The sequence below is a fragment of the Streptosporangium sp. CA-115845 genome (assembly GCF_050943795.1).
GTDB lineage: Bacteria > Actinomycetota > Actinomycetes > Streptosporangiales > Streptosporangiaceae > Streptosporangium.
This window is the reverse complement of record NZ_CP191988.1, coordinates 2,239,119-2,250,831: the sequence shown is the minus strand read 5'-3', so window position 1 is coordinate 2,250,831 and position 11,713 is coordinate 2,239,119. Positions and strand designations below refer to the sequence as shown.

The window sequence follows — 11,713 nt, the reverse complement described above, 5'->3', positions numbered from 1 at the left end:
AGTCGCAGCTGTGCGCTGCGACGGTGGTGACCTCACACCGCCCGCCGTATCCGGCGGCTAGCGAACCCCTCTGATCCTGAGCACTCCCGCCACGCCGAGCAGCGAGATCACGATACCCACCGTGAACAGCGTCGGGTAACCGCCCACCGTGACCACCAGCGCCGCGATGGACGGCGCGACGATCTGCGGCCCGGCGTTGGCGATGTTGATGACCCCCATGTCCTTACCGACCTCCTCCGGGTTCGGCAGCACCTTGGTCACCAGCGCCATGTCCACCGCCATGAAGATCCCGAACGCGATGCCGTGCACCACGTTGTAGATCACCATCCCCTGGAAGGTCGGCATGAGCAGCGGAATGCCCAGGCTGATCGCGGATACGACCCCGGCGATCAGCGCGAACAGCTTGAACCTGCCGATCCGGTCCGACAACGGCCCGATGACCAGCACCGCGAGCAGGGTGGCAACCTGCCCGATGAGCATGAGGATGCCCATCTGCGCGATGACCTGGTCCTTCGGGATCTTGATGAAGTCCTCAAGCAGAAACAGGTTGAACGTGAAGATGACGAAGTAGCCGAGCATGACGCCGAAACGCGAGACGAAGGCCCACCGGAAGTCGTGGGTCTTCAGCGGCCGCCAGAACCCGCCCAGGAAGAGGCCGAAGTCGAACGGCTCGCGCGGCAGATCCACCGATGACGTGTCGGGCGAGGCGAAGACGACGAGCACCGCGGCGACCAGCAGCAGCGCGATGACCACGTAGTAGGCGCCCCCCTGGGCGAGCTGCGGGAAGACGATGAACATGATCGAGGCGGCGATCACCGCGAGCGGCGTGCCCAGTCCGAAGAGTCCGGAGAAGGTGCCGTACCTGGCGGCGGGGACCCGGTCGGGCAGGATGGCCGTTATCGCCGCCTGGTAGCCGTTCATGATGGTCTGCACGGCGGCCCAGCTGATGCCCAGCATGAGCACGCTGCCCACGTTGGCCTGTGCCACCAGCGCGAGCGCGCCGAGCAGTACGCACCCGAGGATCCAGGGCGAGCGCCGGCCGAAGCGCGAGCGGGTCCTGTCGGAGATCTGGCCGAAGATCGGGTTGGCGAGGGTGGCCATGAGCGGCCCGATGGAGTTGGCCAGGCCGAGCGCGGTGACGTCGTTGGTCCCGGTGATCCGCTGTACGTGGACGGGCAGGACGAAGGCCCCCACCGCCAGCCACAGGAACATGACCGCGACATTGGCCAGCGGCAGCGTCAGGTAGAGCGGGCCGAGTTTGTGTCCGTTGTCGACTGTGGGGGCGGCGCCCTGAACTTGGGTCACGGGACCAGCACCTTTCCGGATCAAACGCCATGGTGATACGTATCACCAATGATTGATCTGGAGATTATGCGTCCCTTCGAGAGCCGACAAGGACCATGTTCAACTTGTTACGTCGTCTCTCTGACCACCAGGCGCGGCGTGTAGCGGCTGAGCACGGTCCGGGGCCCGGCCGCACGCTCCCCGCGGATGATCTCGTCAACCATGGCGATCAGCTCGCCGGGCGTCGTGGTCGGGTCCATGTGCACACTGGTCAGCCTGGGCCGCATCAGCCCGGCGATGACCAGGTCGTCCGCCCCGACGACCGCGACGTCCTCGGGCACCCGTACCCCGGCGTCTCGCAGCGCGCTGACGACGAGCATCGCGTACTCGTCGTTGTAGGCGAAAACACCGTCCGGCAGGTCGCCCCGCGCGGCGAAGCGCGCCGCCTCGTCCTCGGAGAGGGCCAGGTCGATCCGCTCGGCGCCGGGCACCACCTGGCACACGCCACGCCAGCGGCCGACGCCCATCTTGTCGATGCCCTGCTCACGCGGCACGACGGCGGCCAGCCGGGTACGGCCCCGCGAGACCAGATGCTCGGCCGCGCAGGCGCCGATGGCCTCCTGGTCGTACAGCGCGACCGGCACGAGCGGTGAAGGACGTTCGGCGCCGAACCCGATGACGGCCTTCACACCCGAGGCCTTGAGCAGTTCGACCGCCGCCTTGGTGAGCCTCTCCACCTCGACGAGCACGGCGACCGGCCGCAGCTCGGCCCACGACCGCGCGGCGGCGGTGCCCTTCAGCCGGCGCTCGCCGTACTGGATGAGGGTGTAACCGCGCTCACGCAGCTCGTCCTCCATCTCGTCGAGCAGGTCTTGCGCCAGTCTGCCGGTTCTGGCCAGGGAGAGCGGGAGCAGGACCAGGCCGCTGTGCCCGGTGCGCAGCGTTCTGGCGCTGGCGTGCGGGACGTAGCCGAGGCGTGCGGCGGCCTCCCTGACCCGTTCGCGGGTCTCGTCGCCGACCCGTGCGCCGGGGCTGTCGTTGAGCACGTAAGAGACCGTGGCCTGGGAGACTCCCGCAGCGCGCGCCACATCGACGCTGGTCGGCGGCTTCACATGGGAGGTCACGGGTCTCGCTCTCTTGCCTGGGCCTGTCCTCGCATGTTATCAACTGCTTATACGTATAACTTAACCCTGGAGAGAGTTGAATGCAGCTTCACACCCGTGAGTGGGGCCCGTCGGACGGCAAGGTCGCCGTCCTGATCCACGGCATCATGGCCGATTCCCAGTGCTGGTGGCGGGTCGGCCCGCACCTCGCCTCCCTGGGCTACCGCGTCATCGCCGTCGATCTGCCGGGACACGGTCAGTCGCCGCGCGCCGAGACGTACTCCCCCGAGCTGTACGCCTCCTCGGTGCTGGAATCCGTGCCCGCCCGTCCCGAACTGGCCATCGGCCACTCGCTCGGCGGGCTGACGCTGGCCGTGGCGGTCGAGCGGCTCAGGCCGGCTCGCGCGATCTACTCGGACCCGGGCTTCCGGCTGCCGCGCATGGAGGGCGACGCGCCGATGACCGACATGATGATGCAGCTCAAGCACGCCACCGTCGAGCAGGTCGCGGCGATGCACCCCGGCTGGACCGCCGAGGAGAACGCGGTCGAGATCGAGATGCTCAAGCTCTGGGACCCGCGGACCGTACTGTCCCTGAGCGAGATCGCCGGCTCCGACCACACCCCCGAGCCGGTCGTGCCCTCGCTGGTGCAGCTCGCCGACCCGAGCTTCCTCGTCTCCCCCGACCAGGCCGATGACCTCAAGGCCAGGGGCTTCGAGGTCCGCGTCGTCAAGGGCGCCGAGCACACCATCCACCGGCACCTCTTCGAGGACTTCCTGACCAGCCTCGACGGCTGGATCTGATCAGTAGTTCAGCCCGTGCCCGAACGGGTAGAGCGGGTCCTCACTGTCGTACGGCATGTCGGAACGGCTCGCCTCGACCGCGGCCATCGAGCGAGGCAGCTCGTATGGCAGGCGCCCGAGCGGCGACCTGCGTCCGAAGACCACGTCGAGAAAGGCCGCGTCGTTCGCGCCGAAGTCACCAAGCACGGCGACGGCCCCCTCGGCGATCTCGGGGAAGACGGCGGGCCGTTCCAGGTACACGTCCACGACCGTGTCGGCCCTGCTCTGCAACGCGCGCAGCCTGGCGATCTCCGCCTCGGGGAAGGCCAGGCTACCCGCGTGGAAGAACGACTCGAACGTGCCGGAACGCGGTTCGTACGGCGCCGCCAGTCGTACGAGCGCGATGTCCGCCTCCTCCGGAGTAGCCACGATCGTCCCGTAGCCTGCGGCGGTCTCGGCGTCGACGCCCTCGACGTACATCCTGAGCCCCTCCGCCAGCGGCAGCGGGCCGTTCTTGAGCAGGGTGAGCGACGCGCTCTGCGCCTCGATCCCCGCCTGGACGAAGTCGGCGCGGCCGACGATCTCCTCGGCTCGGTCCGGGTCTGCGAACGGGTCCTCGAACAGGCCGAGCACGAATTTCTCGCGCAGCAGGCGGCGTACCGAGACGTCGATGCGCTCCTCGGCGATCTGCCCGCTCCTGACCAGCTCGATGACCAGTTCCGGGCAGGCCTCCCCGCCGAACTGGTCGATCCCGGCGTTCAGTGCCTTCTTCGCCCGCTCCAGTGGGGTGAGGTGCTCCACGCCCCAGGCACGGGCGGCCACCGGCTGCCCCATGATCACGTCATCGGTGAGCAGGCCCCAGTCGGTGCAGACGATGCCGTCGAAGCCGTACCGCTCGCGCAGCAGGCCGGTGATGACATCCTTGTTGAATCCGAACCCGACCTCTTCGTACGGCGTGCCGACCGGCATGCCGTAGTAGGGCATGATCTGCGAGGTTCCGGCCTCGAAGGCGGCCTCGAACGGCTTGAGGTGGTAGTCGAAGTTGCCGCCCGGGTAGACCTGCTCGCGGCCGTACGCGAAGTGCGGGTCCTCGCCGTCCTTCTGCGGGCCGCCGCCAGGGAAGTGCTTGGTCATGCAGGCGACGCTGTCCTTACCGAGGCGTACCCCCTGGAAACCTCGGATATATGCCTTGACCAGCCGGGAGGTCAGCTCCGCGTCCTCGCCGAAGGTGGCGTTGGCGCGCGCCCAACGGGGTTCGGTGGCCAGGTCGATCTGCGGGTGCAGAGCGACCCGGATGCCGACGGCGAGGTACTCCTGCCGGGCGATGTCCGTGAACTTCTCGACCAGGGCCTCGTCGCCGATCGCGGCCAGCCCCGTCGTCTCCGGCCACTGTGAGAACACTCCCGCCATCATGGCCGCGCCCGGGTTGCTGGAGAAGGAGTGACGCGGGTCGGTGGAGATCGTCACGGGGATGCCGAGCCTGGTCGCTTTCGCCCGCTCCTGTACGGCGTTGTTCCACTCGGCCATCTCGCGCGCCGAGGCGCTGCCGAACAGGTTGAAGTGGTTCATGAGCCGACCGTCGATCATGTCGGTGGCCGAGGGGATGGGCATGATGTCACTCATCGTCACCATGGTTTGGAAGAGCAGTCCCGCCTTCTCCTCAAGTGTCATCCTGCCCACGAGGTCGTCGACACGCCGCTCGACGGATAGCTGAGGGTCCTGGTAGTCCACGATGCCACCTTTCATTGATTATACGTATAATCACTTGACTCAGGAATTGTTTCAACACTTCAGGCCGAAACGCAACAACACGGCCGGCCGCTTGCCGGAGAACTCCGGCGTAACCAGGGGGTTCCGGCCGCCGTGAGAACCGGCCGGGCGCGACCCGTAACGACCGGGTCTCGCGAAGCCGACCTTGACGGAACCCGGTCGCAGTCCCGCTGTCGGCAGCTATGGGGGTCGCGGGTACCGGTACGGAGTCGGATATCGGTGCTCCGGCCTGGAGTCGCAGCCGTACGCCGTGACGGCGGTGACCTCGTACCGCCCGGCTATGTGCCGTAGACCGGCTCAGGGCCGGGCGCCTCGGTGAGCAGTTCGGCGACGGCGTCACCGATGTCGGCGGGGTTCCAGCGGGCGCCCCGGTCGACGCGGGGGCCGTGGCGCCAGCCGTCGGCCAGCGAGACGACGCCGCCCTCCACCTCGAAGACCCTGCCGGTGACGTGCCCGGAGGCGGCCGAGCCGAGCCAGGTCACCAGGGGCGCGATGTTGGCCGGGTCCATGGCGTCGAAGCCGTCCTCGGGTCTGGCCATCATGGTGGCGAAGACCTCCTCGGTCATCCGGGTGCGGGCGGCCGGGGCGATCGCGTTCACCGTGACGCCGTAGCGGCCGAGCTCGGCGGCGGCGACCTGGGTGAGCGCGACGATGCCGGCCTTGGCCGCGGAGTAGTTGCCCTGGGCGACGCTGCCGAGCAGTCCGGCCCCCGAGGAGGTGTTGATCACCCGGGCGTCCACCGGCTCGCCCGCCTTCGAGCGTTCCCGCCAGTGCGCGCCCGCGTGCCGGAGCGGCAGGAAGTGGCCCTTGAGGTGGACCCGGATCACGTCATCCCACTCCTGCTCGGTCATCGAGACCAGCATCCGGTCACGGACGAATCCGGCGTTGTTCACCAGCGTGTCCAGCCGTCCGAAGGCGCTCAGCGCCGTCTTGACCAGCCGGTCGGCACCGCCCCAGTCGGTGACGTCGTCGTTGTTGGCGACAGCCCGGCCGCCCAGGGCGCGGATCTCCTCGACCACCCGCAGGGCCGGGTCGCCCGACCGCCCGTCGCCCTCGCGGCCGGTGCCGAGGTCGTTGACCACGACCCTGGCCCCCTGCCGGGCGAACTCCAGGGCGTGCTCCCTGCCGATGCCGCGCCCGGCACCGGTCACGATCACCACGCGCCCGTCACAGATCCCGCCCATGCCTGGGCCCCTTTCGTCGTGATCATGCAGAGTGATCATGCAGAGTTTCCCGGCTGTTCACCCGTCGTGTCCAGATGCGATCTCCCGCCAGGCGGGGATCTCGCCACCGCCGTGCACCGCGATCTCCGCACCGGTCACGTAGCCGGGGACCGCCAGCCACAGGCACACCTCGGCCACATCGGCGGGAAGGGCCATCCGGCCCGCGGGAACGGCGGCACCCATCCGCGCGACCCCGGCGGGGCCGCCGTAGTGGTCCGCCGAGTCCTCCGTCTCGGCGAGGCCGACGACCACCGCGTTGACCCGCACCCGCGGCGCCCACTCGGCGGCCAGGCAGGCGGCCAGGTGGTGCAGGCCCGCCTTGGCCGCGCCGTACGCGGAGGTGCCCGGGGAGGGCCGGGTACCGCTGGAACTACCGATCATGATGACCGAGCCGCCGGAGGCGGCGAGCAGGGGGTGGGTGCGCTGCGCGACCAGCAGCGGGGCGATCAGGTTGAGCTCCACGATCCGGGCGTGCAGCCGCGGGGAGGTTCCGGCCAGGAGCGCGTACGGCGAGCCGCCGGCGTTGTTGACCACCGTGTCGAGCCTGCCGTACCGCTCCTCGACCTCGGTGACCAGCCGGTCCACCTCCGCCGCGTCGCGCACGTCGGCCGCGACGAACACGAGGCCCTCGGGCAGGGTCTCCGGCTTCCTGCGGGCGCACACCACCACCTCGGCCCCTGCGGCCAGGAACGCACCGGCGATGCCCGCGCCGAGTCCCCTGGTTCCGCCGGTCACCAGCACGACCGATCCGGTGTGGTCGTAGCGGACCCGGCCGGGTGCTCCACCACTTCCACGAGCCCCGGCGTCCACACCGGCCGCGCGATCCGCGTCGCCCTCGGCGTTCACGGCGCTCGCCTCCTCACCCTCGTCCTCGCCTTCGAAACGGTCACCCGGGAGTCGCCCAGGAGACCAATCGCCGTTCCAGGCGGACCGGCCAGGTCTCGAACCGATCGCCCGGGGTCATCCGGTGGCCGCCGCCGGGCACCCTCCTGTTGTCCGGTCGTCGCGTGCTACCGTACCAAGCAAGCGTTAGGTGCGAACAGTGAGGCGCGATGGGAATCACCCTGCACGGCGGCGGAGCGGTCGCCGAGGTCGTAGTGGACGTGCCACCGGTCAACGCGTTACCCGTCTCCGGCTGGTTCGAGCTGGCCGAGGCCGTCCAGGAGGCCGGCCACGCGCCCGAGACCCGCGTCGTGGTGCTGCGCGCGGAGGGCCGGGGGTTCAACGCCGGGGTGGACGTCAAGGAGATGCAGGCCACCGCCGGGCACGCCGCGCTGGTCGGCGCCAACCGCGGATGCTTCGCGGCGTTCGCGGCGGTCTACGAGTGCGAGGTCCCGGTGATCGCCGCCGTGCACGGCTTCTGCCTCGGTGGCGGGGTCGGGCTGGCGGGCAACGCCGACATCGTGGTGGCCTCCGACGACGCCTACTTCGGCCTGCCCGAGGTGGACCGGGGGGCGCTCGGCGCGGCCACCCACCTGGCCAGGCTGGTCCCCCAGCATCTGATGCGGGCCATGGTCTACACGTGCCGCACCGTCACCGCCGCCGAGCTGCACGCCTTCGGCTCGGTACTGGAGGTCGTGCCCCGCGACCGGCTGCGCGGGACCGCCTTCGAGGTCGCCGCCCAGATCGCCGGAAAGGACCCCTACGTCATCCGGCGGGCCAAGGAGTCGCTGAACGGTATCGACCCGGTCGACGTCAGGCGCAGCTACCGGTTCGAACAGGGCTTCACCTTCGAACTCAACCTGATGGGCTCCGGTGACAGACACCGCGACGCGTTCATCGCGGGGAACAACGGCTCGGTGCGCCGGGAATCGGGTGCCTCCTCGACCTCCTCCACGGGCGAGGAGGCGGGTGGCCGGTGAGCGGGGAGCGAACCAGCGGCAGGCGGCCAAGAGACAGAGCGATCCGCGGAGCGAGAGAAGGGGTGGTGGGCGACCGGTGAGCAAAGTGATGTCGGTCGAGGAGGTCGTCGGGTCGTTGCACAGCGGCATGACGATCGGGATCGGCGGCTGGGGTTCGCGTCGCAAGCCGATGGCGCTGGTCCGGGCGATCTGCCGGTCCTCCCTGGAGGACCTGACGGTCGTCTCGTACGGCGGCCCCGACGTCGGCCTGCTGTGCGCGTACGGCAAGGTTTCCCGGGTGGTCGCCCCGTTCGTGACGATGGACTCGATCCCCCTCGAACCGCACTTCCGGGTCGCCCGGCAGACCGGGGCCGTGGAGTTCACCGAGTACGACGAGGGCATGTTCATGTTCGGCCTGCTCGCGGCGGCGCACCGGCTGCCGTTCCTGCCGACCCGCGCCGGGCTCGGCTCGGACGTGATGCGGGTCAACCCCGAGCTGCGGACCGTACGGTCGCCCTATGCCGGAGGCGAGGAACTCGTCGCCGTCCCCGCGCTGACCCTGGACGTCGCGCTCGTCCATCTCAACCGGGCCGACCAGCGCGGCAACGCCCAGTATCTCGGCCCCGACCCCTACTTCGACGACCTCTACGCCAAGGCGGCCGAGCGCTGCTACGTCTCCTGCGAGCGCGTGGTGGACACCGCCGACCTGCTCAAGGAGGGGCCGGTCCAGTCACTGCTGATCAGCCGGTTCATGGTGACCGGCGTGGTGGAGACCCCCGGCGGCGCCCACTTCACCACCTGCGAGCCCGACTACGGCCGCGACGAGGCGTTCCAGAAGGCCTACGCGAGCGCCGCCACCGGCCCCGAGACGTGGCGGGCCTTCACCGGCCGCTACCTGTCCGGAGACGAGGCCGCCTACCAGGAGGCCGTACGCCAGTTCCGGGAGGAGTCATGACCGTGACCGTCGCCACGCGGGCCGAGGTGTGCGTCGTCGCCTGCGCCGAGGCGTTCCGGGGGGACGGGGAGATCCTGGCCGCGGGCATCGGCGGCGCGATCACCGTGCTGGCCGCCCGGCTGGCCCGGCTCACCTTCGAGCCCGACCTCATCACGCACGACGGGCTGTGCCTGCTGACCGGCGACGTACCGCCGCTGGGACAGAGCCCACAGGTCGTCGAGGGATGGCTGCCGTTCAGGGACCACCTGTGGCTGGTGCTCAACGGCAGGCGGCACGTCATGCTGGGAGCAAGCCAGATCGACCGGTACGGCAACAGCAACATCTCCTGCATCGGTGACTGGTCCCGGCCGAAGTCCCAGCTCCTGGGCGTGCGCGGGGTGCCGGGCAACACCGTGTGCTGCCCGACCAGCTACTGGATCCCCCGGCACTCGCCCCGGGTGTTCGTACCGCGGGTGGACATGGTCAGCGGCGTCGGCCACGACCGCGCGGCCGAAGCCGGGCCGAGCGCCCACCGCCACCACGACCTGCGCCGGGTGGTCACCGACCTGGCGGTGCTGGACTTCCAGAGCCCCGACCACTCGATGCGCCTGGCCTCGGTCCACCCGGGCGTCACCGCGGACGAGGTCGTGGCGGCGACCGGCTTCCCGCTGGCCGTCACCGGCGACGTCCCCGAGACCCGGCAGCCGACCGGCGAGGAACTCCGCGTCCTGCGCGAGGTCCTCGACCCCGGCTCACTCCGCGACCGCGAGATCCCCGCCTGACCTCCTCCCCACCACCGGAACCGGATTCCATCTCTCGCGGACTCTGCCGGCCGATTCGTTCCCGATCCTCGCGACCTGGGTGCCCCGCCTCGGATGACGAGACCGGCAGAGTCCTCACCACCGGCCGCCCGTCAGGAGAACTCCCATGACCTCGTACTCCGGACCCGTCCCGGACCCGCCGGGACCCGCGACCGGCACGTCCGCACCGGAGGCGGAGCCGCCGGGGCTGGCGACCCGGCTCACCGAGATGGTCGGCTGCCGCCACCCTGTCGTGCAGACCGGCATGGGCTACGTGGCCGGGGCCCGGCTGGCCGCCGCCACCTCCGCCGCCGGAGGTCTGGGCATCATCGCGGCGGCCACCATGCCCGTCGAGCAGATGACCGCCGCGATCCGGTCGGTCAGGGAACGCACCGACGCGCCCTTCGGGGTGAACATCCGCTCCGACGCCGACGACGCCGGCGAGCGGATCGACGTCATGATCCGCGAAGGCGTACGGGTCGCGTCGTTCGCGCTGGCCCCCAAGCGCGAGCTGATCGCCCGGCTCAAGGACGCCGGGGTGCTGACGATCCCCTCGGTCGGTGCGCGTCGGCACGCCGAGAAGGTCGCCGCCTGGGGCGTGGACGCGGTGATCGTGCAGGGCGGTGAGGGCGGCGGGCACACCGGGGCCGTCCCCACCACGGTGCTGCTCCCCCAGGTCGTGGACGCGGTGGACATCCCGGTGATCGCGGCGGGCGGGTTCTGCGACGGGCGCGGGCTGGTCGCCGCCCTGTCGTACGGCGCCTGCGGGGTCGCGATGGGCACCCGCTTCCTGCTGACCTCGGACTCCACGGTCGGCGACGAGGTGAAGAGGGTCTACCTCGGCACCGCCGAGACGGTGGTCACCACGCGGGTGGACGGCGTTCCGCACCGCGTGCTGCGCACCCCGTTCGTCGACTCGCTCGAACGCTCGCGCCTGCGGCTGCTCCGCGCGGTCGCCAACGGGGCCAGGTTCAAGCGGCTGTCCGGCATGTCGTGGGCGGCGATGATCCGCGAAGGCCGCCGGATGCGGCACGGCCGGGACCTGACCTGGGCCCAGGTGCTCCAGGCGGCCAACACCCCGATGCTGCTGCGGGCCGCCATGGTGGACGGGCGCGCGGACCTCGGGGTGATGGCCTCCGGGCAGGTCGTCGGGCTGATCGACGACCTGCCGTCCTGCGCGGAGCTGATCGGCCGGATCATGTGGGAGGCGCACGCCGTGCTGGACCGGCTGCCCCGGCCCTGACGGCGCCGGACCCGGTGAGCCGGCCGGGTCAGTTGACGGTGAGACCTCGGGAGGCGAGGATCAGGGCGGCCTGGGACGGGCTGATGATCGCTCCACGCAGCGATCGGAGCCGGGTGTCGTCGACCTCGCCGAGATCCAGGCCGCGCAGGTCGGCCATGGTGAAGACCGTGTCGACGGTGCGGGCGCCGATCATGCGGCAGTCCTCGAACACGGCATTGGTGAAGTCGCAGCTCGACAGGTTGGCCTCGTCGAGGCGGGTGCCCCGCAGGTGGGCGCCTCGGAACGAGCAGCCGATCAGGTCGGCCAGCATCAGGTTGGAACCGTCGAACCGGTAGCCGATGCCCCGGCAGCCGGTCAGCACCGCGCCGATCATGCGGCAGCCGGTGAAGACGACGTCGGTGAGCAGTGCCCGCCCGAAGTTCGCACCCGACAGGTCGACGTCGGTGAAGGCCGCGTCGACGAGTTCGGCGTTCGCGAACCTGAGCCCCGCTCCCCCGCCGCCGGAGAAACGCGCCCCGTCCAGATCCGTACGGCGGAAGTCGGCCCGCTCCAGCACGCATCCCTCGAACGAGGCCCCCACCAGCGACGCCCCGCTGAAGTCGGCGCCGGTGAGGTCGCACTCCTTGAAGACGTAGGGTCCCTCGCCGGTCAGATGATCTCCGAGCGAGCGCCTCGCCAGATCGACCCCGTTGATCTCCCGCTGGCCCGCCAGCAACCGTGCCACATCCATCCG

General features: G+C 70.4%; 11 protein-coding genes. 5 read left to right on the top strand and 6 right to left on the bottom strand.

Annotated features, from left to right (window positions below; genetic code table 11):
• Positions 1-57: 57 nt before the first annotated feature.
• Positions 58-1,305, bottom strand: a complete 1,248-nt coding sequence (locus tag ACQP0P_RS12470; protein WP_433375153.1) for an MFS transporter — start codon at positions 1,303-1,305, stop codon at positions 58-60.
• A 107-nt stretch (positions 1,306-1,412) separates the two neighbouring features.
• Positions 1,413-2,408 (bottom strand): LacI family DNA-binding transcriptional regulator, encoded by a 996-nt coding sequence (locus ACQP0P_RS12465; RefSeq protein WP_433375151.1) that lies wholly within the window; start codon positions 2,406-2,408, stop codon positions 1,413-1,415.
• Positions 2,409-2,488: 80 nt separating this feature from the next.
• On the opposite strand from ACQP0P_RS12465, the gene ACQP0P_RS12460 reads away from it, so the two are divergent.
• A complete protein-coding gene (locus ACQP0P_RS12460) occupies positions 2,489-3,190 on the top strand; it encodes an alpha/beta fold hydrolase (protein ID WP_433375148.1) in 702 nt (233 codons plus the stop codon).
• On the opposite strand, the gene ACQP0P_RS12455 is transcribed toward ACQP0P_RS12460, so the two are convergent.
• The 3 genes from ACQP0P_RS12455 to ACQP0P_RS12445 all read right to left on the bottom strand — a co-directional run bounded on the left by ACQP0P_RS12455 (position 3,191) and on the right by ACQP0P_RS12445 (position 7,008).
• A complete protein-coding gene (locus ACQP0P_RS12455; RefSeq protein ID WP_433375146.1) occupies positions 3,191-4,900 on the bottom strand; it encodes a glycoside hydrolase family 3 protein in 1,710 nt (569 codons plus the stop codon). It abuts the gene before it with no gap.
• 317 nt (positions 4,901-5,217) lie between these two features.
• Positions 5,218-6,123, bottom strand: coding sequence for an SDR family oxidoreductase (locus ACQP0P_RS12450; RefSeq protein WP_433375143.1), 906 nt, complete (start codon positions 6,121-6,123; stop codon positions 5,218-5,220).
• A 57-nt stretch (positions 6,124-6,180) separates the two neighbouring features.
• Positions 6,181-7,008, bottom strand: coding sequence for an SDR family oxidoreductase (locus ACQP0P_RS12445; RefSeq protein WP_433375140.1), 828 nt, complete (start codon positions 7,006-7,008; stop codon positions 6,181-6,183).
• Between the two features lie 206 nt (positions 7,009-7,214).
• Between ACQP0P_RS12445 and ACQP0P_RS12440 the strand changes: the two genes are divergently transcribed.
• From ACQP0P_RS12440 to ACQP0P_RS12425, 4 genes are all read left to right on the top strand, one after another.
• Positions 7,215-8,024, top strand: a complete 810-nt coding sequence (locus tag ACQP0P_RS12440; protein WP_433375137.1) for an enoyl-CoA hydratase family protein — start codon at positions 7,215-7,217, stop codon at positions 8,022-8,024.
• An 88-nt stretch (positions 8,025-8,112) separates the two neighbouring features.
• Entirely contained in the window at positions 8,113-8,958 is an 846-nt protein-coding gene (locus ACQP0P_RS12435) for a CoA transferase subunit A (RefSeq protein WP_433381835.1), read from the top strand.
• Entirely contained in the window at positions 8,955-9,719 is a 765-nt protein-coding gene (locus tag ACQP0P_RS12430; RefSeq protein ID WP_433375134.1) for a CoA-transferase subunit beta, read from the top strand. The genes ACQP0P_RS12435 and ACQP0P_RS12430 overlap by 4 nt, the downstream gene beginning before the upstream one ends.
• Positions 9,720-9,864: 145 nt before the next feature.
• Entirely contained in the window at positions 9,865-10,980 is a 1,116-nt protein-coding gene (locus ACQP0P_RS12425) for an NAD(P)H-dependent flavin oxidoreductase (RefSeq protein ID WP_433375131.1), read from the top strand.
• Positions 10,981-11,008: 28 nt separating this feature from the next.
• Here the strand turns inward: ACQP0P_RS12425 and ACQP0P_RS12420 are convergent, their stop codons facing one another.
• On the bottom strand, positions 11,009-11,710 hold the full coding sequence (locus ACQP0P_RS12420; RefSeq protein WP_433375128.1) for a pentapeptide repeat-containing protein: 702 nt from the start codon (positions 11,708-11,710) through the stop codon (positions 11,009-11,011).
• Positions 11,711-11,713 lie beyond the last annotated feature (3 nt).

Bases quoted from the DNA above. Each gene is read 5' to 3' on its own strand.
- ACQP0P_RS12435 (WP_433381835.1), top strand. From the start codon at position 8,113: ATGTCGGTCGAGGAGGTCGTCGGGTCGTTGCACAGCGGCATGACGATC.
- ACQP0P_RS12440 (WP_433375137.1), top strand. From the start codon at position 7,215: ATGGGAATCACCCTGCACGGCGGCGGAGCGGTCGCCGAGGTCGTAGTG.
- ACQP0P_RS12460 (WP_433375148.1), top strand. From the start codon at position 2,489: ATGCAGCTTCACACCCGTGAGTGGGGCCCGTCGGACGGCAAGGTCGCC.
- ACQP0P_RS12425 (WP_433375131.1), top strand. From the start codon at position 9,865: ATGACCTCGTACTCCGGACCCGTCCCGGACCCGCCGGGACCCGCGACC.
- ACQP0P_RS12450 (WP_433375143.1), bottom strand. From the start codon at position 6,123: ATGGGCGGGATCTGTGACGGGCGCGTGGTGATCGTGACCGGTGCCGGG.
- ACQP0P_RS12420 (WP_433375128.1), bottom strand. From the start codon at position 11,710: ATGGATGTGGCACGGTTGCTGGCGGGCCAGCGGGAGATCAACGGGGTC.
- ACQP0P_RS12430 (WP_433375134.1), top strand. From the start codon at position 8,955: ATGACCGTGACCGTCGCCACGCGGGCCGAGGTGTGCGTCGTCGCCTGC.